The organism is Pseudomonas sp. Pse1 (assembly GCF_024519635.1).
GTDB lineage: Bacteria > Pseudomonadota > Gammaproteobacteria > Pseudomonadales > Pseudomonadaceae > Aquipseudomonas.
On sequence record NZ_JALJRO010000007.1, the window covers coordinates 136,403 to 160,936 of the forward strand.

A 24,534-nucleotide genomic window follows, 5' to 3' on the forward strand; every position below is an offset into this window, starting at 1 on the left:
GAAAGCCCGGATAGAGTTCAGGGCATTAGAGGTTAATTTGACGAGGTTTGCGATGTCCCGCACGATCCGTTTTCACAAGTTTGGTCCTGCCGAGGTGCTCAAGTGCGAAGAGCATGCGGCCGCTCAGCCGGCACCCGGTGAAGTACAGGTGCGTGTCGAGGCGATTGGCGTCAGCTGGTACGACACCCTGTGGCGGCAGAACCTGGCATCGTCCCATGCCCGACTGCCCTCCGGCATTGGCCAGGAAATGGCTGGCGTGGTCACCGCGCTCGGCGATGGCGTCGACGACCTGGCGATTGGTGACCGGGTAGCCAGCTTCCCGGCGCAAAGCCCCAACGATTACCCCGTATACGGTGAGCAAATCGTGCTGCCGCGTACCTCCGTGACCCGCTATCCCGACGTGCTGAGCCCGATCGAGGCCGCGGTGCACTACACGCCGCTGCTGATCGCTTATTTTGCGCTGGTCGATCTGGCTCGGGTCAAACCGGGGCAATTTGCCCTGGTCACTGATGCCAGCCACTGCGCCGGACCTTCGTTCGTGCAATTGGGCAAGGCCCTGGGTGTGCGGGTGATTGCCGCGACCAAGAGCGCTGACGAGCGTGAGTACCTGCGTTCGCTGGGTGCAGAGAAGGTGATTGTCACCGAAGAGCAGGACCTGCTGATGCAGATCAACAAGCTCACCGACAACCGCGGTGTCGATGTGGTATTCGACGGTCTCGGCGGCCCGCAGATGTCGCTGCTGGGCGACGTCCTGGCGCCTCGCGGCAGCCTGGTGTTGTATGGCCTGCAAGGCGGCAACCAGACACCGTTTCCGGCCTGTGCGGCGTTCCAGAAGAACATTCAGTTCTTTGTGCACTGCATCGGTAACTTCACCGGCAAGCCGGAGTTGGGAATTGCTCAGGACCCGGTGGCCATGCAGCGTGCCCTGCGCGAGATCAACCAATTGACCGCCGACCGCGTGCTATTGCCGCTCAAGACCCGGGTGTTTCCATTTGCCGAGTTTGTCGAGGCACACCGCTACATGGACGAATGCCCATGCCGAGAGCGCGTGGCGCTGCAGATCGAACCGGCCTGAATCTCGGCCACCGACGAAAGCCCGCGAAAGCGGGCTTTTGCATTTATGGGCCGCTGTTAACTCACTGTTTTTCTTTAATTGATTGAAGAATGGCGCAACTGAGCTGGTTTTTCCCTGCGATCTGTATCTTCTAATCAGCATCTAAGCCCTGATAATTGAATGACTACTTTCATCTCAAGGAATGAGTCATGGTTGAGCCTTATGTTTTAGTTGGCACCCCGCCGGGTGCCTGGTGTATGGATCAGTGCTTATCTACGTCTCGTGTTGAGAATCGGTTGTTGAGGTCGACGTTAGTTAGTTGTTATTCGGCTAATTGGTTGTTGATTCCTAATTTGATGTACTCATTGTCTGTAGGACATTGTGGGAAGCATCCTAAGAAGCGCCGTTTAGAAGGCGAAGTCCAATGTTCATGCGGGCTTTGGCGATATTTCCGCTTGCCGGTGTTATGGCCGCTCAATCGTGTCAAATGGTGTCTGTAGTCAAAGTGCTAGCATTTATACACCGATACTAAAGACCCGTATTAAGCATTCATCATCGACGCGCTTGTAGCGGTGGATGAGTGTTCTTTGGGTACCGTTCTATTGAATATCAGGTAAATAACGATGAGCGCCATTCATGATTCAGCGATGAACAATGTCTATCACCAGGTATTGACTCGTCTGTTGAGTTTTTTCTCCCGGGCAGAGCGCACCGCCCTGCAACTTCTAATCCAGCGTCTGTTAGTCGCGGCCGGAGGCCCGGATCGTATCGGTCATTACAAAGTATTGGTCTCGCATTCCGGTAGCCGCGACAGTTGTTACACCCTGGCTTTCATGCGTGCCGCGCAACTGAGTATCGCCGGCAGAAGTCCTGCAACCTTCCAGATGCGTGTTGCGACTCTGCGTCTGGGGGCTACGACACCGACCATGATGGAATCCATTCACCGCAGCTACAACGCCCTGTTTGTCTACGACGATCCTCGCGTCGAAGTATTGATGGTCGACCATCGTGAAGTCCTGCCCTTCGCCCATCCGACGCCGATTTCGGATGCCGGCCGCGAGCTCAATCGCCGAAATCTGTTGTTGCTCGGGCACCTGCGAACGCCCGGCAGCATTTATGAAGTAGGTGATGAGGGCTACCTTGCCATGGGCGATTTTTATGCCCAGATGGTTCGCTGGGAGGGTGGCGTGGACGCCCTGGTGGGCGGGGAAACGGCGCGCCAGCAACGGCAGTTCATCGCGGGGTTGCTGCGCGGTGCGAGAAAGGCCGGGCTGTCGGCGATGCCTGTGCCGACGCAGAGTTTTGAAGGTTTGTTCGACACCCTTGAAGAGCTGCAGGAGGATTTGTTCCGCGAGCTCTACGCCGGGCATGACCAGGTCGAATGGCGACCGCATTCCGGGTTTGACGCCCGACGCGGGACCCTGCATATCGATATTCAGGACCTGGTGACTGGCAATATGGAAGAACGCTGGCCGCTGTTGACCGAGTTCCTTGGCTTGCAGCCCGACGAGCGGGATCTGCAGATGCGTGAAAACGACTTCGCCAGCCCTTTGTTGTCGGCCCATTTCCACGGCTTGCAGGCAGCTTATCTGTACGGCCACACCTACGAACGTGGGTTCACCCATTACGTGCAACATGCGCTGCTGCTCATGCGCCGGCGTGGCGTGCCCGAACGGTTTTGCCAGCAGGCCTTGGCGCTGTACGGGGAGCCCCGCGATGTCGCGGAATTGCGGGTACAGGCCAATATCGAGGCGCAGCAAGTCCTCGGCCTGAGCGAAGCGCAACAGGTATGCCTGCTGTTCGCCCCCTTTGCCCATGGCGGGGCAGGGCTCGAGCGTTTTCTGCGGCGCTGTCATCCGGGCATGTTGGTGGCGCAGCTCGACCTGCATAAAGCACTGCAGGGGCAGGCCGCACCGGAGCCGGTGGCGCAATGGATAGTCGATGTCAGCGGTTTGCCGCTGGCCCAGGTTCGTAGCCTTTACGCCAGGGATCCGATCGACGCTGGCGAGCCAATCCCCAGTCAGGAAGCAGCACCTGCGCGTAGTGATTCGCCGGTGCCGACTGAACGTTCGGCGAGACGTTGAAGGTGGCCGCATTGATGGATCGCACAGGCCTGGGGCGACTTCGCGCCGGAAACAGCACCCGGGCTTGCCCGCGGCGCGGTCACTTGCCATGAAAGCGCACAGAGAAATTGATTTCGCCTACCAGGCCGTGTACCGCTACTTGACGAACCTGATCAATGAAATGGGGGCGGAGCGGCCGATCAAGTTGCCGTCGCTGCGTCAGCTGGCGGAGCGCTTGGGGGTATCGATCTCGACCATTCAGTACGCCTACTCGCTGTTGGAAAAGGAAGGGCGGGTGTACTCGGTGGCCAAGTCCGGATATTACGCCTTGCCGGTTGCGCTGAATGCCGCGTTCTGTGGAGGTAACGATCTGCTGGAAAGCCTGTATGTCAGCGTCCGGCGCCCCGGCATGCTGGTGATGAGCAGTGATGAGCCGGCGCAGTTGCAATCGCTGGACAGTCCCTTGCTGCTGCTGGAGCGCGAACTGGTGCGTCAGTATCCGCGTCAGCAGCAACCGCACTCGCAGCCCTGTGGCGAGCTGGAACTGCGCACGGCGCTGGCAGCCCGTTACACCACTTCGCCGATTCGCTGCTGGCATCCCGACGATGTCTATATCGGGGCCGATCTGCGCGGGGTGCTGGAGATCCTGATCGCCGTGCTGGGGCTCAAGGGCGCCACGGTGCTGGTGGAGTCGCCCTGCGACTGGGTCATCCTGCGCCTGTTGCAATCGGCCGGGGTCAGGGTGATTGAACTGCCTTTGGCCAGCAATGGCAGCCTTGACCCGCAATTGCTCGCCCGTCTGCTCGCCACCGAGAAGGTGCAGATGGTACTGCTCTCGTCCGGGGTCAGCATGCCCAGCGGTAGCGTCATGCCGGAGGACAATCGCCAGAGCATTGCGCGGATGTTACGCCAGCATGGCTGCTGGGTCCTGGAGAACGATGTCTATGGCGAGTTGAGCCACGAGCCCAGCGAGTGGCGTCTGCGGGACCTGCTCGATCCCGAGCGCCTGCTGGTGTTCTCCACTTTCGAGAAACTCATGGGCCCGGAAGCGCCCTACGGTTATCTGCTGTCGCGGGCGTTGAGCATGGAGCTGCAACGGACCTTTTTGCTGCGGTCCTTTCGCCTGTCGCCGATTCGTCAGAAAGCCATCGCCCGGCTTTACAGCAGCGGGCGCATTGATCAGCACCTGCAAGTGCTGCGGCGCCTGTTGTGTGAGCGCAAGGCGCGGATGCTGCAGGTAGTGCAGGAGCGTCTGGGCGATGCCATGGAGTGCGTCGAGCCGAGGGGCGGGGCCACGCTCTGGCTCCGTTCGCTGCGGCCGGTGGACATGCGCCGGGTGTTCCAGCGCATGCTCAAGCAAAGCGTGGTGATCGCCCCGGGTGAGCTGTTCAGCCTGCATGGCCTGCACGCCCAGCATGTGCGCCTGAGTCACGCCTTCAGCGCCCAGCACGATCTTGACATGGCCATGAGTCAGTTGGCCGACGCCCTGCGCCTGGAGCTCATTGACTGAGCGGCGGGCAATTTTAACTGCGCGCTGGCGGATATATAACGTCGCTCAATGGTCAAACTGCCAGTAAACTGCATCAGCAGTATTTTGGCTCCAGTCTTTGTAGGAGCGAGCCTGCTCGCGAAAAACTGTAGGCGCCGCGATTATCCAGAATGATCGCATGATCGTTCACGTTCTTCGCGAGCAGGCTCGCCCCTACAGCCCTATACCCGAACCACTTTTTTTCAGAGGTTTTGCATGACACTCAGTCCTTTTGCGGGCAAACCGGCGCCAGCTCAGTTGCTGGTCGATATCCCGCGACTGGTAACGGCCTATTACACAGGCCAACCGGACGCTTCGGTGGCAACCCAGCGTGTCGCGTTCGGCACCTCGGGGCACCGTGGCAGCTCGTTCGAGCTGAGTTTCAATGAATGGCACGTCCTGGCCATCAGCCAGGCTATCTGCCTGTACCGTCAGGCCCAGGGTATCGACGGACCGCTGTTTGTCGGGATCGACACCCACGCATTGTCGACCCCGGCCGGTGCCAGCGCCCTGGAAGTGCTGGCGGCCAACGGCGTGACCGTGATGATCGCGGCGAACGACGAGTACACCCCGACGCCGGCGGTGTCCCACGCCATTCTCTGCTACAACCGGGGTCGTACCACGGGGCTGGCGGACGGTATCGTCATCACGCCATCGCACAACCCACCGCAAAGCGGCGGCTACAAATACAACCCCACCAACGGTGGCCCAGCCGATACCCACATCACCAAGTGGATCGAGGCCAAGGCCAACGAATTGCTGGCGAACAAGCTCGCCGGGGTCAAGCGCATCAGTGTCGAGCAGGCGCTCAAGGCCGACACTACCCATCGCCATGACTACCTCAATACTTACGTCGCAGACCTGGTCAACGTCATCGATTTTGACGCGATTCGCGACGCCAAACTGCGCCTGGGCGTCGATCCGCTGGGGGGTGCCGGGGTGCGCTACTGGTCGGCGATTGCCGAGCACTATCGCCTGGACCTGGACGTGGTCAACACCGAGGTCGACCCGACTTTCCGCTTCATGTCGGTGGATTGGGACGGGCAGATCCGCATGGACCCGTCCTCCAGTCATGCGATGCAGGGCTTGATCGGTCTCAAGGAACGTTTTGACGTGGCCTTTGCCTGCGACCCGGACCACGACCGCCACGGTATTGTCACACCGTCCGGTGGCCTGCTGGCGCCGAACAACTACCTGGCCGTGTCCATCGACTACCTGTTCCAGAACCGCCCGCAATGGCGTGCCGACGCCGCCGTGGGCAAGACCGTGGTCAGCAGTGGCCTGATCGACCGCGTGGCCAAGCGCCTGGGCCGTCGCCTGTACGAAGTGCCGGTGGGCTTCAAATGGTTTGCCGACGGTTTGTTCGACGGCTCCCTGGGCTTTGGCGGTGAAGAAAGCGCCGGTGCTTCGTTCCTGCGCAAGGACGGCGGCGTCTGGAGCACCGACAAGGACGGTCTGATCCCGGCCTTGCTGGCGGCGGAAATGACCGCCCGTACCGGTCGCGATCCAAGCCAGGCGTATGCCGCCCTGACCGCCGAGCTGGGTGAACCCTTTGCCGTGCGAGTCGATGCCAAGGCCAGTCCCGAGCAGAAAGCCCTGCTGGGCAAGCTGGCGCCAGAACAGGTCAAGTCCACCGAACTGGCCGGCGAAGCGATCCAGCAGATCCTCAGCAAGGCGCCGGGCAATGACCAGGCGATTGGCGGCTTGAAAGTCATGACCGAAAACGGCTGGTTCGCCGCCCGTCCTTCCGGCACCGAAGACATCTACAAAATCTACGCCGAGAGCTTCATTGGCGACGCGCACCTCAAGCAGTTGGTGCAAGAGGCGCAGGCGTTGGTGGATGGGGCGATTAGCGGGTAATCATTGTAGGAGCTAGCCTGCTAGCGATTCAGGCGCTGCGGTGTATCAGATACGCCGCCATCGCGAGCAGGCTCGCTCCTACAGTTCATGTTACCGCCCGGCATGCCTCTCACCGGCGCAAATACGACCCGAAATCAATATCCCCGGCACTGAGGATCGCCTGCACCCGGTTGTGCACGTTGAGTTTGCGCAGAATCGCCGAAACGTGGGCCTTGACCGTGGTTTCGGCGATTTCCAGGGTGTAGGCGATTTGCTTGTTCGATTCCCCTTTGGTCATTCGTTCCAGCACCAGCAACTGCTTGCGGGTCAGCGCCTGAAGCAGTTCGGGTGGGAAGCTCGGGGTGTCGTTCATTCGTCGTGGGCTGCTGCTCTTCTGGGTGCGGATGATGTCGGGTGGCAGGTAGACGTTGCCATTGAGAATCTGCTCGATGGCATCGGTCATTTGCGCCCGGGGCGAAGACTTGGTGATGAAGCCCACCGCTCCATAAGTGATGGCCTGCAGGACAATCTGCTTGTCCTGCTCGGCCGAAACGATCACCACCGGAATGGTCGGTGCCTCGTTGCGCAGGTTGATCAGGCCATTGAGACCATGCATGCCGGGCATGTTCAGGTCGAGCAGGATCAGATCCAGATCGTCATGGCTTTCAGTCAGCGCCAGGGCACTGTCGAGGTCGGCAGTTTCCATCACCTCGCTGCCGGGGAAACCATCACTGATAACGTTATGGATCGCTTCGCGAAACAGCGGGTGATCGTCGGCAATCAGAATTTTATACATAGCCTCTCACCTCATTATTTTGATTATGGTGTGGCAATAACACGCAAGGTGCAACGTCAGGGAAAAGCCTCGGGCTGTGCGGTTGTCAGGGGCAGGTTGGCGGCCTGCCAGGCGTCGACGCCGTCGCGGTACCAGTACAGGCTCGTATAGCCCAGGGCGGCGGCGCGTTTCACCGCGTTCCAACTCAACCAGCAATCAGAGCGGCAGTAGAACACCATTGGCCGGCTGTGATCGCCAGCGGTCAAACGGGCGAGATTGCCTGCGAAGTAGGCTTGCCAGAGCGGGGTCAGTTCACCATCGCCGGTGTTGGCCAGCCAATGGCTGCCGGGCACATTTTCGTGAGGCTGATCTTCGATGAAGCGTTCGTGCAGCCATTGCCGTCGATAGACGTCGATCAGCAACGGCGCCGGGGTTTGTTTCAGCAACGTTTGCAGGGCAGGGGTGTCGACCAGGGTCGCGCCGTCGAGTTGCTGCGGCGTCGGGCTGCGGTAGACATCGATGCGGTAACCGTCACTGGAAAACAGCGCGGTCTGGGCCTGGGCGACGCCCAACATGAGGCACAGCGAGAGCAGCGCCAGGCAAGGGCGCAGGGGACGGCGGCAGGCACGCGGCATAAAGGTTCAGTCCTTATTGTTGTGACCTATTACATGCCTGTCGCAGTGCGTTGGGAATGCGACGTTAGACAGGAAAAGCAGTACTAAAGTACTGGTTTCATTATTTGTAGGAGCAAGGGTTGTGCTCAATTGGCCTTTCGCACCGCAGCATGCTGCGGATTGAACGTCAGCACCGCCAGTAGCGCAAACACCAGGGTCAGCCCGGCGCACACCGCCAGGGCCAGCGGATTGAGGCGTTCATATAAGGCAAACCGCACCAGTTCCACCGCATGAGTGAACGGGTTGAGCGCGCACAGCCAGTACAGCCACTCACTGGACTCGCGCATCTTCCACAACGGATACAGCGCCGAAGACAGGAAAAACAGCGGGAAGATCACGAAGTTCATCACCCCGGCGAAGTTCTCCAGCTGGCGAATCGCATTGGACAACAACAGCCCCAGCGCGCTGAGCATCAGCGCCACCAGCAGCAACGCCGGCAACGCCAATAGCATGCCAGCGGCCGGTGGGCGGACGCCATACAGCCAGGCAATCATCAGGAACGCATACACCTGCAGCAGCGAGATCAACGCCGTTGCCAGCAATTTGCTGCACAGCAGAAAGGTGCGCGGCAACGGGCTGGTGAGCAGCACGCGCATGCTGCCCATCTCCCGGTCGTAGACCATCGCCAGCGAGCCCTGCATGCCGTTGAACAGCAGGATCATGCAGGCCAGCCCGGGGATGATGTAGACCTCATAGGGGATATAGGTGTCGTAGGGTTCGATGATCGCAATGCCTAACGCCGCGCGAAACCCGGCGGCGAACACCAGCAGCCACAACAGCGGGCGCACCAGGGCGCTGAGAAAACGCGTGCGCTGCAACACGAAACGCAGCCATTCGCGCAGCACGATGCCGCGCAGGCATTCCCAGTAGGCGCTCATGATGTAACTCCTGATGGGACTGTGGTGGTCAGGCGGGCGAAGGCCGAGTCAAGGTCGCCGCCGTGGGCCTGGCTGAGAACGGCCGCCTGACCGCTGGCGACCAGGCGGCCTTGATGGAGAATCAGCAAGTCGTCGCTGGGTTGTACTTCGTCCAGCAGGTGGGTGGTCCACAGCACGCTCAACCGCTGTTCGCGGCACAGGGTGCGGAGGTGCTGGTTGAGGGCCAGGCGGCTGGCCGGATCGAGGCCGACGCTGGCTTCGTCGAGCAACAGCAGGCGTGGTTCATGCAACAGGGCGCGGGCGATTTCCACACGGCGACGATGCCCACCATTCAGTTCGCGCACCCGTTCGCGGCGCCGCTCCATCAAGTTCTGGCGCGCCAGTTCGGCCTCGACTCGCAGCCCGCTCTGGCGCCGTGACAGGCCATGCAGGGCGGCGTGATAACGCAGGTTCTGTTCGACGCTAAGGTCGAGGTCGAGGGTGCTCTGCTGGAACACCACGCCCAATTGCCGCAGAGCCGGGCCGGCGGCGTTGCGCAGCGAACAGCCGCCGACGCGGATGTCGCCCTGCTGCAGATCATAGAGTCGGGTCAACAGCGCGATCAGGGTCGATTTGCCTGCGCCGTTAGGCCCGAGTACCGCAGCAAAACGTCCCGGCGCCAGGCCGAAAGTGACCTGGCGCAGCGCCTCGCGGGCGCCATAGGCAAAGCTCAGGTCGCTGACGTCGAGGGCGTTCATGGGGTGACCACCACGCCCCAGGGATAACGCCCGACCTTCACCGACTTGATGACTTTGAGGCTGTCGACGTCAATCACCGAGACATCGCCGCTGACGCCATTGGTGGCCAGCAGCTGTTTCTGATCCGGGGTAAATGCCATCTGCCAAACGCGCCGCCCCACCAGCAGATAGTCAAGAATCTCGAAAGTGTTGGCGTCGATCACCGCCACATGGTTGGCCGGGCCGAGGGCGACGAATCCGTACTTGCCGTCGGCACTGAGCTTGACCCCCACTGGCTGGACCTTGTCCGGGTGCACGCCCTTGATCGCGAAGTTGAGAGTCTTGAGCACGTTGCGGCTGGCCACATCGAGAATGGTCACGGTGCCGCCGATTTCTGCCGAGGCCCAGAGCTGCTTGCCGTCCGGAGAGAATTCGACGAAGCGCGGACGCTGGTCGACCAACGTGCTGTCGGCCAGGGTCTGGGTGCTGGTGTCGATCCAGTGCAGCATGTTGGTCGTTTCACTGGTGTTCACCGCCCACTTGCCGTCGGGGCTGACCGCCATGCCTTCGGGCTCGACGCCGACGTTGATCTGGCCGAGCACCTTGGAGGTCTCGGTGTCGATCACCGTGACCAGCGCATCGTCCTCGTTGGACACATACAGCCAGCGGTTGTTGGGGTGCAGGGCGAATTGCTCGGGGTCCTTGCCGGAGGGCAGTTCCTTGATGATCTTGCGGGTCGCCACGTCCATCACCTGGACCCGGTCCGAATCGCTGGCGCAGATGTACAGCAGCTTGTTGTCATGGGACAGCAGCAGGCCGCGCGGACGCTGGCCGACCGGCAGGGTCTCGGTGACTTGCAGGGTCTGCATGTCGATCAGGCTCAGGCTGTTGTCCTTTTCGTTGGAGACCCAGGCAGTACTTGCCGCGGCGTGCCCGGCGGCGAGTAACAGGGCGCAGGAAAGCAGGGTGCGGCGCATGGTGGATTCCTTTTTGTTGTTGTCGTTGTCATGGGTGTCGATCAGGGAAAGCGGCAGCTGACCTCGGCCTTGTCGTAGCCCAGGCTGTCCATTTCGTTGAAGGGATGGAGGAAACCGTCCTGAGGCGAAGTGCTGACCAGCGCCCTTGGCTGGACGATCGGGATCGGTTGCCGCAGTTGGCCATTCCACGGCCGATAGCTGAGCTTGCGGCCCTTGAAACCGTCCAGCGGCAACTGGTCGCTGAGCTCCAACTGACGGATCGCCATCGGCTCGCTCTGGCGCAGTTTGCTGCCCGCACTGGCGATGCTGCGCACGGCAATCCAGGCGGCGAAATCCCGGTCGTTCATCCAGCGTCCGGCGAGGGCTTCAAAGCGCTTTTGCAGTTGTGCGGCGCCGTAGGTTTCCACGGTCTTGTGCCAGCCCACCGGCGTCAGGCCCTGGGTGCCGGCGACCGGGCGTGGGTACCAGGTCTGGTAGGGCACGTACTCGCCGAAGTCGCCGCGCTCGTCGGCCACCAGCACCACGTCGTACTCGGCGGTCTGAGTGAACAGCGGCATATCCGCCTGGGCGCTGCGCCGCTGATCGTTGTCGAAGGTCCAGGCTTTTTCCGCCACCAGTTGCACGCCGAAGCGCTTGGCGGCGCGGCGCAGGGCGGCGGCATAGGCCTGGTCGTCCTCGGTGGGGCCCACGATCAGCAGCGCCCGCTGCCATTTGCGCACGACCAGGAATTGTCCGAGGGCATCGGCGAGCATGGCGCGGCTGGGCAGGCTGTGCAGTACGTTGGGCAGGCATTCGGTGCTGCGCAGGCGGTCATCGGCGCTGCCAGCGTTGAACAGCAGGCTGTCGGGCAGGGCGGCACTGAGTTGGCGCAGGCTGGCGGCCGGTGCGTTGATGACGAACAGGCGCAGGCCTTGGGCGTGCTGGGCCTGGGCAGCGGCGAGCAGCGCCTCTGGGCTGTCGACGCTGGCGCTTTCGAGGCTGTAGCTCTGGTTGAGAAAACGCCCGGTGCTGTTGCTGTCGGTGATTGCCAGTTGCGCGCCGCGCAGCCCCGCATCGCTGGGTTCGGGGATCACGTTGGACAGCAGCGGGCCGGGGTCTGGGCGGTAGCCGAGGTAGCCGATGCGCACCTGCAGCGGCGCCTCGGCGGCCTGGCTGTGGGTCGCCAGTCCGGCGGCGCAGGCAATCGCCAGCAGGTAGTTCAGGGCGTAGGGGACTAGCTGGCGCATGGGGCACTTCCTCTGGGGTAGCGCCAGCATAGGAAGGCCACGACGACCTGCAAATATGCAGAAAGTACCGCTGGGGCAGTACCAAGGTAGTAACTCGTCGGGGCCGGCGTGGTTTTAGCATGGGCTATGGCGGCTACCATCCGGAGGGGATCGACCATGCGAATTCTCAAGGCATTGCTCCTGCCGTTGCTGCTGATCCTCAGCATGATCGGCATCGACCGGCTGCACGGTGCCCAACCGGCACCCTTGCGTTTGATTCCGGCCAGCGGCGGGCGCTAGGCATGTCGGCGCTATGGCGGATCAACCTGTGGGTCGGCGGCTTTTTTGCCCTGGTGACACTGGCCTGCGTCGGCCTGCTGCTGCACCAGGCGCTGGCGGACGTCGAGCGCGAGCTGCAATCGGCGCAGGCGGTGGTCGAGTACCTGAGCGACAGCGCCGAGCGTGACCCGGCCGGCCTGCAACCGCGCCTGACTGAAAGCCTGCGTCACGTACGGGTGCAGTGGCTGCAACCTGGCGAGACAGCGCCTTCAACGCCGCAGAGCGGGTTGGACGCCTGGTTGGGACGACTGTTGTTCGCCGAGGCCCGACACAGTGCGCGGCTGCTGGATCTGGCGGACGGTCGGCGGGTGCAGATCGCCCTCGATCCGCGGGATGAAATCGACGAAGTCTGGGATTCCCTGCAGCAGTTACTGAGCCTGTGCGGCCTGGCGTTGCTGGTCAGCCTGTTGACCATTCGCTGGGCGGTCAGCCGTGGCCTGGGCCAGTTGCAGCAACTGCAGCGGGCCTTGCAGCAGGTCTGCGACGGGCAGCTCAAGGTGCGCCTGCCCACCGAGGGCGTGGCGGAAGCGCGGCAGCTGGCGACTCAGTTCAATCGCATGACCGAGGCCCTGGAGCAGGCCCGTGCCGACAACACCCACCTGACGCGCACCCTGTTGGCGGTGCAGGAGCAGGAACGCACCCATCTGGCGCAGACCCTGCACGACGACCTCGGTCAGTACCTGGCGGGCATTCGTGCCCAGGCCTGTCTGCTGCGGCTGGTGGTGGACCAGCCGGAGACCGTCGAGCGCACGGTGCGTGAGCTGGAGCACAACTGCGAGCACTTGCAGCAAGGGTTTCGCACGCTGGTGCGCGAGCTGTATCCGGTGGCCTTGCAGCATCTGCCGCTGGCTGCAGCCTTTGCCTTGCTGGTGGAGCAATGGCAGGGCCGCCAAGGCATCGAATGCCGGCTGCGGGTCGGCGCACAGCTGCCGGTGTTGAGCTTGCCTGAGCAGGCCCACCTCTATCGCCTGCTGCAAGAGGCGCTGACCAACGTCGCCCGGCATGCCCAGGCCAGTCAGGTGCGGGTTCGTCTGCAGCAGCGCGGCGGGCGCCTGCGCTTGCTGGTGCGCGACAACGGGCGCGGGGCGCAGCGGCCGCAACGGCCGGGTGTCGGTCTATATTCAATGTTCGAGCGAGCCCGCAGCCTTGGCGGCGAGCTGCGCATCATCAGTCAGCCCGGCGCCGGATGGGCGCTGGCCTTGAGCATGCCTGTGGAGGCGTCATGAATATTCTGCTGGTCGATGACCATGCGGTGGTCCGCCAGGGCTACGCGAGCCTGTTGCGCGCGCTGTTGCCGGCGATCGAAGTGCGCGAAGCGGCCACCGGTGAAGAGGCGCTGGCTCGGGTGCAGGAGGCGGTGCCCAACCTGGTGATCATGGATTTCGGCCTGCCCGGTATCAGCGGCCTGGAAACCACCCGGCGCCTGCGCCAGCGCCTGCCGCAGCTGCGGGTGCTGTTTTTCAGCATGCACGATGAATTGCCCTTGGTGCGCCAGGCGCTGGATGCCGGTGCCTCGGGCTACCTGACCAAAAGCTCGGCGCCGGAAGTGTTGATCGAAGCGGTGCAGCGGATCCTCGCCGGCCATGCCTACATCGAACAACCCCTGGCCACCCAGCTCGCCTGCCACCCACAGCAAGACACCCGCGACCCGCGCCTGCAAAGCATGACCCAGCGTGAGCTGGAGATCTTTGTGATGCTCGCCAAAGGCACCCCGGCCCGGACCATCGCCGAGCAATTGAGCATCAGCAGCAAGACCGTGTCCAACCACCTGACCCTGCTCAAGAGCAAGCTGCAGGTGTCGTCCCATGCGGAGTTGGTGCATCTGGGGATTGATATGGGGGTGGTGCGGGTGGCGGGGTGACTTGGGGTGGCCTTGCACCAATATTGTGTTCGACGCGGTGTCTGTGGAAGCTAGCCTGCTAGCGATGGCGATCTGTTTGTGTACATATCCATTGCTGCGGTAACGGCGACTTATGGTTGCGCCGGTATGACTCACCCACATGGGTTACAAATCAGTTCACTCACATAGGTAACAGTTTTTAACTGGCAGGGTCGGTTTTTGAGGATCTGACCATGCCTTGGCGAGAGCTAAAACCTATGGACCTGAAATTGCTTTTCATCGCGGACTACATCAAGGGTCCGCCCAGCTTCAGTGCCCTCTGCCAGGCTTACGAAATCAGTCGCAAGACCGGCTACAAGTGGGTCGAGCGGTATGAAAAAGAAGGCCCGGCGGGACTCGAGGAGCACAACCGTCGCCGGCTAACGAGGCGGCCTACCGGCCGACCTGGTTTTTCAGGTTGGTGCAGAGCCCTGTAGGAGCGAGCCTGCTCGCGAAGAGCCTGAGGCCACCGCGTACATTCAGTACAGCTGCGTCACCGTTGACGACCATCGACAGCAGGCTGGCTCCCACAAAGGGCTGAGTTGCACCGGCTTCCCTGAATAGGCCGGCCGGTAGGCCGCCTCGGCTGCTTTTGATTTTGATCCACCGGCCCCGTTACCGCAGGAATGGATATGTACACCTTAAGGCAGCCATCGCTAGCAGGCGCCCACAATGAACAGTGCCGTTCAAATTGCATCCAGTTCATCTATCCCAGGTAGTAGGACACCCCCGGCACCCCTCCATATTCGCATCCTGAAAATTCCCATAATGCTGACGCGAACCGCTGAGGTTCGCCTGCTCCAGGTTGCTTTCACCGAACTTGGCTTCCTGCAAATTGGCGTCGCTGAGGTCTGCGCCCTTGAGGTCGGCCTTGCTCAGCCAAGCCATTTCCAGGTCGGCGGCGCGCAGGTTGCTGTTGTGCAGTTTGGCCCCGGAGAGGCGGGCGAATTGCAGGTAGGCGCCGCTGAGGTTGGCGTCCTTGAATTGCGCGCCCTGGGCGAACAGGCCCCAGCCCTGGATCGCCATCAGGTTGGCGCCGCTGAAGTCCGCCAGGCGTGCGTTGCTCTGTTGCAGGCTGGCGCGGGCGAGGTTTGCGCCTTGCAGTTGGGCTTTTTCCAGGTTGGCCAGGTCGAGGCGGGCGTGGCGCAGATCGGCGTCGCGCAGGTCGGCGCCGTTGAGGTTCATGTTGCGCAGGTCCTGATTGCTCAGGTTGGCCCCACGCAAATTGGCGCCGGGGCATTGGCTGTGGTCGGCGATGGTGCAGCCGTTGATGATCAGCGGGGTGTCGTCACCGTCGTCGGCGTGGGCGGCGGTGAGGCCGAGCAGGAGCAGTAGGGGGAGATAGTTCATCGCGAGATTCTCGGGTATGCCCATTTCCCCTGTGGGAGCCGGCCTGCCGGCGATGGTCGTGAACGATGACGTGTGCTGTCTGGTACCCAGCGGCGGTCTTCAGTCCATCGCTGGCAGGCCAGCTCCCACAGGGTGTGTGTCAGTAGTGAAGATCAGCGTTTCGCCGTCTGGTTATCCCAGCTAGGAATCTTGAACACCCAGAACGAGCCGCCCTGTGCCACGGGCTTGGTCAGCTCGGCCATGTCGCCGCCCCACAACGGCACCGCGCCGCCGTAGCCGACGGTCACGCCGATGTACTGCTCGCCGTCCTGTTCCCAGGTGATTGGCGGGGAGACGATGCCGCTGCCGGTCTGGAATTTCCATAGCTCCTTGCCGGTTTTCGCGTCGAAGGCCTTGAAGTAGCCGTCGCCGGTGCCGGTGAACACCAGGTTGCCCTTGGTCGCCAGCACGCCCGCCCACAATGGCAGGGCCTCCTTGTGCTCCCAGACCAGCTTGCCGGTGGTCGGGTTCATCGCCCGCAGGGTGCCGACGTGATCCTCGTACATGCGCTTGATACGGAAACCCATGCCCAGGTACGCCGAGCCCTTCTTGTAGTTGACCTCCTCGGTCCAGTACTCCTCTTTCCACTGGTTGCCCGGGATGTAGAACAGCCCGGTGTCCTGGCTGTAGGCCATGGGGTTCCAGTTCTTGCCACCGAGGAACGGCGGCGAGACTTCCACCGGTTTGCCCTTGGTTTCACCCGGCAGCGGCTTGGCCGGACGCTGGCCCTCGTTCTCCACCGGACGCCCGGTCTTCAGATCGATATGGCTGGCCCAGGTGATGTTGTCGACGAAGGGGAAGGCGTTCTGCAATTTGCCGTTGTTGCGGTCGACCACATAGAAGAAGCCGTTGCGGTCGGCGTGACCGGTGGCCTTGACCAGCTTGCCGTCCTTGTCCTTGTAGTCGAACAGCACCAGTTCGTTGTTGCCGGAAAAGTCCCAGGCATCGTTCGGCGTGTGCTGGTAGAACCATTTGACCTCGCCGGTGCTCGGATCGACACCGACCTGGCCGGAGGTGTAGAGGCTGTCATAGTCGTGGGGGTTGCCATCCTTGGAGGTGCGCGCCCAGGTATTCCACGGGCCTGGGTTGCCGGCGCCGACGATGATGGTGTTGGTTTCCGCATCGAAGCTTGCGCTCTGCCACGGAGCGCCACCGCCGTGGCTCCAGGCCTCGACCTTGCCGGTTTCGGTGGTCGGATCATCCGGCCAGGACGGCGCCTTGACGTCGCCGGTGGGGGTGCTGTCCTTGCCGTTCAGGCGGCCCATGTGGCCCTCGACGAAAGGCCGCATCCAGACTTCTTCGCCGGTCTCCGGGTCGCGTGCATAGAGCTGGCCGACCACACCGAATTCATCGCCGGAGCTGCCGTGGATCAGCAGCACCTTGCCGCTGGTCTTGTCTTTGATCAACACCGGGGCGCCGGTCATGGTGTAGCCGGCGGCGTGGTCGCCGAACTTCTTGTTCCAGACCACTTTGCCGGTGTTTTTATCGAGGGCGATCAGCCGTGCGTCGAGGGTGCCGAAGTAGATCTTGTCGCCGAAAATCGCCGCACCGCGGTTGACCACGTCGCAGCACGGACGAATGTTGTCCGGCAGGCGATGGTTGTAGGTCCACAGGCGTTTGCCGGTCTTGGCGTCGAGGGCAAACACCCGCGAGTAGGATCCGGTGACGTAGACCACGCCGTCGCTGACGATGGCCTGGGACTCCTGGCCACGCTGCTTCTCGTCACCGAAGGAATACGACCAGGCCGGGGTCAGCTTGAACACGTTCTGGTCGTTGACCTGGGCCAGCGGGCTCCAGCGCTGGGCGTTGGTGCCCATGCCGTACTGCAGCACGTCCTTGGTGGTCAGGTGATCGTTGGCGATGTCTTCCCAGGTCACTTTGCCGGTGCTGACGGGGGCTGTCGCGGCATGGCTGGTGGCGCCGACGGACAGGCTGCCGACCAGCAGGAAGGCCTGCATGGCAACGGTCAGGGGGGAGAGGGCGGGTAGCGATCTTATTCTCATGGTTGCAGTTCCCAGTGGAGGTTTTGGCCTGCACAGGTTGCGGTGCCGGGCGCACGGCGGATACGGAAAAAGTCCCGCTGTTGTCGGGAAGACTTCCCGAACCGCACCTGATTTGGGCGTGCACCTCAAGCCCTACTACCAAGGGATTAGTACCCGACCACCAAAGCAGCATGGGGCATCCCGGCCGGGCTTTCTAAGATGGCTGCCATAGCCTCTGCCAAGAGGTTTTGCGTGCAATCCTGAGGGCATAACAATGACAACAAAACGCAACGCCGTGCTCGTGGTCGGGCTGCTGGCCGGCTTTATCTGTGCAGGTTCGACCTGGGCCCACGGCAACGTGGTACCGCAAGCGGTCGAGACCAAGGGCCTGACGCCAATCAAGGATGCCGGTGTAACGCTCAATGGCGATGGCTGGGCGGAGGTCAATCCGTACCGCAATTCGCCGGAACACGACAAGGCTGTCGAGATTGGTTCGTCGGCTTACAACCAGAACTGTGCGGCCTGCCATGGCCTGGAAGCCAAGTCCGGGGGGATCGCTCCTGACCTGCGCATGCTGGATGCGGGCGATGCCGGCGATGAATGGTTCGTCGAGCGGGTACGCCACGGCGCCGTGCGCGACGGCCGGGTGTACATGCCGAAGATGGCCGACTACCTGAGCCAGGAAGCGCTGTGGGCGGTGCGGACTTATCTGGACAGCGTGCACGTCGAGGAATAAGCCATGCGCCTGCTGAGCCTGTTGATCGGTGCCCTGTGGCTGTGCTGCCAGGCGGCGCAGGCGCAGGTCCGTAGCTATGACCAGATGATCGCCGACGGCGAGCTGCAGGTTGCGGTGTACAAGGATTTCGCCCCCTACAGTTTTGAAGACGGCGGTCAGGCACGCGGCGTCGACGTCGAACTCGCCGAGGCGCTGGCCAAGGCCCTGGGCGTGCGCCTAAAGCTGATCTGGGCGCCTGCCGGGGAAAAACTCGACGACGACCTGCGCGACTACATCTGGCGCGCCAGCCCGCTGCACAACCAGCAGCTGGCCGACCTGATGATGCGCGTGCCCTACGATCACGATTACGCGCGCAAGCGCAACGAATTGGGTGAGCTGGAGAACGGCCATGTGGTGATGTTCGGTCCGTACCAGAACGAACAATGGCAGGTCGCGTATGACCGCCGACGGCTGGACAAGGTCGCCAGTGTCGCGGTGTTCGAGCAGCATCCAATCGGGGTCGAAGTCGACAGCGTGCCGTCGTTCTATCTGACCTCGGTGTTCAACGGCATGTTGGCCAAGAGCACCCGCCACTACCCTGGCGTGCCCCAGGCATTTGTCGCGATGCGCGCCGGTGAAGTCGATGCGGTGATGGCGATGCGCGGCGAGATCGACTGGCAGGTGCATCTGGCCGCCGACCCGCAATTGGCCCTCGCCGAGAACGCCTACCCGAACATGGGCAAGCAGCTCTGGGAAATCGGCATGGCGGTGCACGAAAGCAATCGGCAACTGGCTTACGCCGTCGAAGAAGTCCTGGAAGGCTTGATTCGCGATGGCACGCTCAAAGCGATGTATGGGCGCTACGGCCTGCGCTACGACGTACCGCAGATGTACCAATAGGAGCTGGAGCGATGAACTGGCGAGTGAGTTGGTTGTTGGCCTGCTGGCTGCCGTTGCTGGCAGAGGCCGCGCAGGTCGACCCGGGAAAGGATCCGGTGCCCTCGGTGATGTGGGCGTTCTACCACAAGCAGATGCTCGGTGATGCGCCGTTCGTGTTCGACGAGCGGGTCAAGCTGCTCGCGCCACCCTTTGCCGAAGACGCCCGCCAGGTGCCGCTGGAGATCGATGCGCGGGCGTTCCAGGGCGACGTGGTGCGTATCCTTGCATGGGCCGAGCTCAATCCCTTGCCGAAAATCGTCGACTTCGAGCCGCTGCAGCGAGTGCTGCCATGGCTGTCGATCCGCATCCGCATCGAGCAGGCGACGCCGTTGCGTGCGGCGGTGCAGACCCGCGATGGCCTGTGGCATGTCGGCTCGACCCTGATCGATGCGGCGGGCGGCGGCTGTACGGCGCCGAGCGTGGTGCGCACCGAACCGGGGTGGGAAGAGCATGTCGGCGAAGTGCTCGGCGGCCGTTATCCGCGAGGGGACTTCAGTCGTCTGCGCCTGCAGGTGGCCCATCCGATGGATAACGGCATGGTCTCCGGCATCCCTGAATTTTTCCTCAATCATGCCGAATTGCGCGGTGCCGACGACCAGGTGTTGGCGCGTCTGGAGCTGTTCCCGGCGGTCAGTGAAAACCCTAACCTGGGCTTCGATCTCGAAGGGGCAGGGCAGACGCAACTGCTGCTGCGCGACAACAGCGGCAACCAATTCACCGCGGCCATACCCTGAGCCCAAGGAGCCCGCCATGTGCTGGATGCTGCTGTTCTGCCTGACATTGAGCCTGCCGGTGCTGGCCGATCTCGACTATGCCCTGACGCCGCGACAGATCGCCGCCGACACCTGGTTGCTGGAAGGCAGCACGGCCAATTTCGGCAAGGACAATGGCGGCAATATCGTCAACACCGGGTTCATTGTCACCTCGGCTGGCGTGGTGGTGATCGACACCGGGCCGTCGAAGCGCTATGGCGAAGCCATGCGTAAAGCGATTGCCAGCGTCACCGACAAGCCGGTGATCGAAGTGCTGCTGACCCATCACCATCCCGACCATGTGCTGGGCAATCAGGCCTTCAGCGATGTGCCGATTGGTGCGCTGCCTGGCACCGCTGCCTTGCTGAAACAGCAGGGCGAGGCCATGGCGGAAAACATGTACCGCATGGTCGGTGACTGGATGCGCGGCACCGAGGTGGTATTGCCGACTCAGGCCATCGAGCCTGGGCTGAAAAGTTTTGGGAATCACGATTTGCAATTGCTGAGCCTGGGTGGGCATACCGGCGCAGATCTGGCTATTCTCGACCAGCAAACCGGCGTGCTGTTTGCCGGCGACCTGGTGTTTTATCAACGCGCCCTGACCACGCCCAACAGCCCGGGGCTGGCGGTGTGGCTGGCGGATATCGCCACCTTGCAGGGCCTGGGCTGGAAGCTTGTCGTGCCCGGCCACGGCCCGCTCGCCAGCGATGCCAGGCCCTTCGAACAAATGCGTGACTACCTGGGCTGGCTCGATCAGTTGCTGCGCGAGGGCGCCGCCAATGGCAGCGACATGAGCGAAATGATCCGCAGCCCCATCCCCGAGCGCTTCGCCGCCATCAGCCTGAGCCGCTACGAACTGATCCGCAGCGTCAGCCACCTGTACCCGCGTTATGAGCGCAAGCAGATGATGCGCGTCGATTCCACCGCCGAGCACAACCCCCCTGTAGGAGTGTGTTGTGAATGACCTCTGCGACCCCATACCAAGGAACTAGCAATCTCCACACTGCGGGCAATTGTTGGCCCGGCGCCCTGGCTCAAGAATCTGCACCAGACCGGGAAAATTTCCCGGGTATAACAAAAACCGCAGAGGTAGCCGTCATGACACAACCCGCACGTCGCCAGCCCTTCGTCCTGAGCCTGCTGCTCAGTGCCATGCTGTTGTCCGGCCAGGCACTGGCCGCCGTCAGCGACCAGGACATTCTCCAGGACCCGAAAAACCCGGAGCAGATCGTCACCAACGGTCTGGGCGTCCAGGGTCAGCGCTACAGCCCGCTCGACACCCTCAACGTCAACAACATCAAGGACCTGCGTCCGGCCTGGGCGTTTTCCTTTGGCGGTGAAAAACAACGCGGTCAGCAAGCCCAGCCGATGATCAAGGACGGCGTGATGTACCTGACCGGTTCCTACTCGCGGGTGTTCGCGGTGGACGCACGCACCGGCAAAAAACTCTGGCAGTACGATGCGCGCCTGCCCGACGACATCCGTCCGTGCTGCGACGTGATCAACCGTGGCGTGGCGCTGTACGGCGACCTGGTGTTCTTCGGCACCCTCGACGCCAAGCTGGTAGCCCTGAACAAGGACACCGGCAAGGTGGTGTGGAGCAAGAAAGTCGCCGACCACAAGGAAGGCTACTCGATCAGTGCCGCGCCGCTGGTGATCAACGGCAAGCTGATCACCGGGGTCGCCGGTGGCGAATTCGGCGTGGTTGGCAAGATCCAGGCCTACGATCCGAAAAACGGCGAGCTGCTGTGGATGCGTCCCACCGTCGAAGGCCACATGGGCTATGTGTACAAGGACGGCAAGGCGATCGAGAACGGCATTTCCGGTGGCGAGGCGGGCAAGACCTGGCCCGGCGATCTGTGGAAGACCGGCGGCGCGGCGCCATGGCTGGGCGGCTACTATGACCCGGAAACCAACCTGCTACTGTTCGGTACCGGCAACCCGGCGCCGTGGAACTCGCACCTGCGTCCTGGCGACAACCTCTACTCCTCGTCGCGCCTGGCCCTCAACCCGGATGACGGCACCATCAAATGGCACTTCCAGAGCACGCCCCACGACGGCTGGGACTATGACGGGGTGAACGAGTTGGTGTCGTTCAACTACAAGGAAGGCGGCAAGGAAATCAAGGCCGCTGCCACCGCTGACCGCAACGGCTTCTTCTACGTGCTGGACCGCACCAACGGCAAGTTCATCCGGGGCTTCCCGTTTGTCGACAAGATCACCTGGGCCACTGGCCTCGACAAAGACGGTCGGCCGATCTACAACGACGCTAGCCGCCCCGGGGCGCCGGGCAGCGAAGCCAAGGGCAGCTCGGTGTTCGTCGCACCGGCGTTCCTCGGCGCGAAGAACTGGATGCCGATGGCCTACAACCAGGACACCGGGCTGTTCTACGTGCCGTCCAACGAGTGGGGCATGGACATCTGGAACGAAGGCATCGCCTACAAGAAAGGCGCGGCGTTCCTCGGTGCCGGCTTCACCATCAAGCCGCTCAACGAAGACTACATCGGCGTGCTGCGGGCCATCGATCCGAAGACCGGCAAGGAAGTCTGGCGCCACAAGAACTTCGCGCCGCTGTGGGGCGGGGTCCTGACCACCAAGGGTAACCTGGTCTTCACCGGCACCCCGGAAGGTTTCCTGCAGGCGTTCAACGCCAAGACCGGCGAAAAGGTCTGGGAGTTCCAGACCGGCTCCGGCGTCCTCGGCTCGCCGATCACCTGGGACATGGACGGCGAGCAATACGTCTCGGTGGTCTCCGGTTGGGGCGGCGCGGTGCCGCTGTGGGGCGGCGAAGTGGCCAAGCGGGTGAAGGACTTTAACCAGGGCGGCATGCTCTGGACCTTCAAGTTGCCGAAGGAGTTGGTGGCCAAGCACTGATCTGAAGACCGCTGGATAACCTGTGGGAGCGAGCCTGCTCGCGATGGGGCCATGTCAGTCACCCATGATGTGCTTGACCCACCGTCATCGCGAGCAGGCTCGCTCCCACAGGATTTACTACCAAATAACGAGAGCCCCTCCTGCCAACGGCGCATACGTCTGGCACGCGGGGCTCTCTACTATCGGTGCATCGCCTGTTTCCCCGACAGGCTTCGACCCAACAGAGGCTCACCATGATCTACGCACAACCCGGAACACCAGGCGCCGTCGTTTCGTTCAAGCCACGTTACGGCAACTTCATCGGCGGTGAGTTTGTCGCCCCGATCAATGGCGAGTATTTCACCAATACCTCGCCGGTCACGGGTGAAGTGATCGCCGAATTCCCGCGCTCCAGCGCTGCCGACATCGACCGCGCCCTGGATGCCGCCCACGCAGCAGCGGATGCCTGGGGCAAGACCTCGGCCCAGGATCGCTCCCTGGTGCTACTGAAAATCGCCGACCGCATCGAGCAGAACCTGGAAATCCTCGCCGTCACCGAAACCTGGGACAACGGCAAGGCCGTGCGCGAAACCCTGAATGCCGACGTACCGCTGGCCGCTGACCACTTCCGTTACTTCGCCGGCTGCATCCGCGCCCAGGAAGGCGGCGCCGCGGAAATCAACGAACTGACCACCGCTTACCACTTCCACGAGCCGCTGGGTGTGGTCGGGCAGATCATTCCGTGGAACTTCCCGCTGCTGATGGCCGCCTGGAAACTCGCCCCGGCCCTGGCCGCCGGTAACTGCATCGTGCTCAAGCCGGCCGAGCAGACGCCGCTGTCGATCATGGTCTTCGCCGAGCTGATCGCCGACCTGCTGCCTCCCGGCGTGCTGAACATCGTCCAGGGTTTTGGCCGCGAAGCCGGTGAAGCGCTAGCCACCAGCAAGCGCATCGCCAAGATCGCCTTCACCGGCTCCACGCCAGTGGGCGCGCACATCATGCATTGCGCCGCCGAGAACATCATTCCGAGCACCGTCGAACTGGGCGGCAAGTCGCCGAACATCTTCTTCGAAGACATCATGAACGCCGAACCGCAGTTCATCGAGAAGGCCGCTGAAGGCCTGGTACTGGCGTTCTTTAACCAGGGCGAAGTATGCACCTGCCCATCCCGCGCCCTGGTGCAGGAATCGATCTACGAGCCGTTCATGGCCGAGGTGATGAAGAAGATCGTCAAGATCAAACGCGGTAACCCGCTGGACACCGAGACCATGGTCGGCGCCCAGGCGTCCGAGCAGCAATACGACAAGATCCTCTCGTACCTGCAAATTGCCCAGGAGGAGGGCGCGCAACTGCTCACCGGCGGTGCGGCCGAGCGTCTTGAAGGCGATCTGTCCAGCGGCTATTACATCCAGCCGACCTTGCTCAAGGGCCACAACAAAATGCGTGTATTCCAGGAGGAAATCTTCGGCCCGGTGGTGGGTGTCACCACCTTCAAGGACGAAGCCGAAGCCCTGGCCATCGCCAACGACAGCGAATTCGGCCTCGGCGCCGGCCTGTGGACCCGCGACATCAACCGCGCCTACCGCATGGGCCGGGCGATCAAGGCCGGGCGCGTCTGGACCAACTGCTACCACCTGTACCCGGCCCACGCCGCGTTCGGTGGCTACAAGAAGTCCGGGGTCGGCCGCGAGAACCACAAGATGATGCTCGACCACTACCAACAGACCAAGAACCTGCTGGTGAGCTACGACATCAATCCGCTCGGATTCTTCTAACTCTTAAGGTTCACCGATCCCCCTTGTAGGAGCGAGCCTGCTCGCGATGGGGCCCGAACATTCTCCGCTGAATGTCAGGCCGCCATCGCGAGCAGGCTCGCTCCTACAGTTTTGTGCTCTGTGCAAGACCTGCAATACCCCCTACCAAATCACCCCGCAACCTCCTTCCAAAGTAGCATTCGGTCACCTCGGCCCCCCGTGC

21 protein-coding genes and 1 pseudogene are annotated in these 24,534 nt (G+C 62.4%); 14 read left to right on the top strand and 8 right to left on the bottom strand.

What is annotated here, in order from left to right; translation table 11 throughout:
• Positions 1 to 52 precede the first annotated feature (52 nt).
• The 4 genes from NR126_RS12880 (at position 53) to pgm (ending at position 6,505) form a co-directional block, all read left to right on the top strand.
• Positions 53 to 1,075: a zinc-dependent alcohol dehydrogenase family protein gene (locus tag NR126_RS12880; RefSeq protein WP_027616464.1), complete on the top strand. Its 1,023-nt coding sequence runs from the start codon at positions 53 to 55 to the stop codon at positions 1,073 to 1,075.
• 602 nt (positions 1,076 to 1,677) lie between these two features.
• Complete coding sequence (locus NR126_RS12885; RefSeq protein ID WP_027616465.1) at positions 1,678 to 3,138, top strand: hypothetical protein; 1,461 nt, start codon at positions 1,678 to 1,680, stop codon at positions 3,136 to 3,138.
• Positions 3,139 to 3,226: 88 nt separating this feature from the next.
• Positions 3,227 to 4,627 (top strand): PLP-dependent aminotransferase family protein, encoded by a 1,401-nt coding sequence (locus NR126_RS12890; RefSeq protein WP_256830369.1) that lies wholly within the window; start codon positions 3,227 to 3,229, stop codon positions 4,625 to 4,627.
• A gap of 234 nt (positions 4,628 to 4,861) precedes the next feature.
• On the top strand, positions 4,862 to 6,505 hold the full coding sequence (pgm, locus tag NR126_RS12895) for a phosphoglucomutase (alpha-D-glucose-1,6-bisphosphate-dependent) (protein WP_027616467.1): 1,644 nt from the start codon (positions 4,862 to 4,864) through the stop codon (positions 6,503 to 6,505).
• 109 nt (positions 6,506 to 6,614) lie between these two features.
• On the opposite strand, the gene NR126_RS12900 is transcribed toward pgm, so the two are convergent.
• From NR126_RS12900 to NR126_RS12925, 6 genes are all read right to left on the bottom strand, one after another.
• A complete protein-coding gene (locus NR126_RS12900) occupies positions 6,615 to 7,280 on the bottom strand; it encodes a response regulator transcription factor (RefSeq protein WP_027616468.1) in 666 nt (221 codons plus the stop codon).
• A 56-nt stretch (positions 7,281 to 7,336) separates the two neighbouring features.
• A complete protein-coding gene (locus NR126_RS12905; RefSeq protein WP_027616469.1) occupies positions 7,337 to 7,894 on the bottom strand; it encodes a PQQ-dependent catabolism-associated CXXCW motif protein in 558 nt (185 codons plus the stop codon).
• A 125-nt stretch (positions 7,895 to 8,019) separates the two neighbouring features.
• The gene (locus NR126_RS12910; protein WP_027616470.1) at positions 8,020 to 8,811 is read right to left on the bottom strand and encodes an ABC transporter permease; all 792 of its coding nucleotides are present in this window, start codon (positions 8,809 to 8,811) and stop codon (positions 8,020 to 8,022) included.
• Positions 8,808 to 9,548: an ATP-binding cassette domain-containing protein gene (locus NR126_RS12915; protein WP_256830370.1), complete on the bottom strand. Its 741-nt coding sequence runs from the start codon at positions 9,546 to 9,548 to the stop codon at positions 8,808 to 8,810. The genes NR126_RS12910 and NR126_RS12915 overlap by 4 nt, the downstream gene beginning before the upstream one ends.
• Complete coding sequence (locus NR126_RS12920; protein WP_027616472.1) at positions 9,545 to 10,504, bottom strand: YVTN family beta-propeller repeat protein; 960 nt, start codon at positions 10,502 to 10,504, stop codon at positions 9,545 to 9,547. The genes NR126_RS12915 and NR126_RS12920 overlap by 4 nt, the downstream gene beginning before the upstream one ends.
• 41 nt (positions 10,505 to 10,545) lie before the next feature.
• A complete protein-coding gene (locus tag NR126_RS12925) occupies positions 10,546 to 11,730 on the bottom strand; it encodes an ABC transporter substrate-binding protein (RefSeq protein ID WP_256830372.1) in 1,185 nt (394 codons plus the stop codon).
• A gap of 156 nt (positions 11,731 to 11,886) precedes the next feature.
• Here NR126_RS12925 and NR126_RS12930 point away from each other — a divergent pair, with 156 nt between their 5' ends.
• The 4 genes and pseudogenes from NR126_RS12930 to NR126_RS12945 all read left to right on the top strand — a co-directional run.
• Positions 11,887 to 12,009, top strand: a complete 123-nt coding sequence (locus NR126_RS12930) for a hypothetical protein (protein ID WP_256350804.1) — start codon at positions 11,887 to 11,889, stop codon at positions 12,007 to 12,009.
• Positions 12,010 to 12,011: 2 nt separating this feature from the next.
• Positions 12,012 to 13,274 carry a HAMP domain-containing sensor histidine kinase gene (locus tag NR126_RS12935; protein WP_027616474.1) on the top strand — a complete coding sequence of 421 codons (1,263 nt, stop codon included), beginning with the start codon at positions 12,012 to 12,014 and terminating at the stop codon, positions 13,272 to 13,274.
• Entirely contained in the window at positions 13,271 to 13,909 is a 639-nt protein-coding gene (locus NR126_RS12940) for a response regulator transcription factor (protein ID WP_027616475.1), read from the top strand. Before NR126_RS12935 ends, NR126_RS12940 begins: the two co-directional genes overlap by 4 nt.
• Before the next feature lie 212 nt (positions 13,910 to 14,121).
• Positions 14,122 to 14,307, top strand: a pseudogene (locus tag NR126_RS12945) (helix-turn-helix domain-containing protein); the annotation flags it as partial.
• 322 nt (positions 14,308 to 14,629) lie between these two features.
• On the opposite strand, the gene NR126_RS12950 reads toward NR126_RS12945, so the two are convergent.
• Together NR126_RS12950 and exaA are read right to left on the bottom strand one after the other, a co-directional pair.
• Positions 14,630 to 15,277 carry a pentapeptide repeat-containing protein gene (locus NR126_RS12950; protein ID WP_027616476.1) on the bottom strand — a complete coding sequence of 216 codons (648 nt, stop codon included), beginning with the start codon at positions 15,275 to 15,277 and terminating at the stop codon, positions 14,630 to 14,632.
• A gap of 152 nt (positions 15,278 to 15,429) precedes the next feature.
• Positions 15,430 to 17,319, bottom strand: coding sequence for a quinoprotein ethanol dehydrogenase (exaA, locus tag NR126_RS12955; protein ID WP_081786279.1), 1,890 nt, complete (start codon positions 17,317 to 17,319; stop codon positions 15,430 to 15,432).
• Between the two features lie 253 nt (positions 17,320 to 17,572).
• Between exaA and pedF the strand changes: the two genes are divergently transcribed.
• The 6 genes from pedF to NR126_RS12985 all read left to right on the top strand — a co-directional run bounded on the left by pedF (position 17,573) and on the right by NR126_RS12985 (position 24,332).
• Entirely contained in the window at positions 17,573 to 18,034 is a 462-nt protein-coding gene (gene pedF / locus NR126_RS12960) for a cytochrome c-550 PedF (RefSeq protein ID WP_027616478.1), read from the top strand.
• 3 nt (positions 18,035 to 18,037) lie between these two features.
• Entirely contained in the window at positions 18,038 to 18,913 is an 876-nt protein-coding gene (locus tag NR126_RS12965; RefSeq protein WP_256830373.1) for an ABC transporter substrate-binding protein, read from the top strand.
• A gap of 11 nt (positions 18,914 to 18,924) precedes the next feature.
• A complete protein-coding gene (locus NR126_RS12970; protein WP_105754581.1) occupies positions 18,925 to 19,686 on the top strand; it encodes a quinoprotein dehydrogenase-associated SoxYZ-like carrier in 762 nt (253 codons plus the stop codon).
• A gap of 16 nt (positions 19,687 to 19,702) precedes the next feature.
• The gene (locus NR126_RS12975) at positions 19,703 to 20,668 is read left to right on the top strand and encodes a quinoprotein relay system zinc metallohydrolase 1 (RefSeq protein WP_256830374.1); all 966 of its coding nucleotides are present in this window, start codon (positions 19,703 to 19,705) and stop codon (positions 20,666 to 20,668) included.
• 134 nt (positions 20,669 to 20,802) lie between these two features.
• Positions 20,803 to 22,578: a PQQ-dependent methanol/ethanol family dehydrogenase gene (locus NR126_RS12980; protein ID WP_105754579.1), complete on the top strand. Its 1,776-nt coding sequence runs from the start codon at positions 20,803 to 20,805 to the stop codon at positions 22,576 to 22,578.
• 233 nt (positions 22,579 to 22,811) lie between these two features.
• Positions 22,812 to 24,332 (top strand): aldehyde dehydrogenase family protein, encoded by a 1,521-nt coding sequence (locus NR126_RS12985; RefSeq protein ID WP_105754578.1) that lies wholly within the window; start codon positions 22,812 to 22,814, stop codon positions 24,330 to 24,332.
• Positions 24,333 to 24,534: the final 202 nt, after the last annotated feature.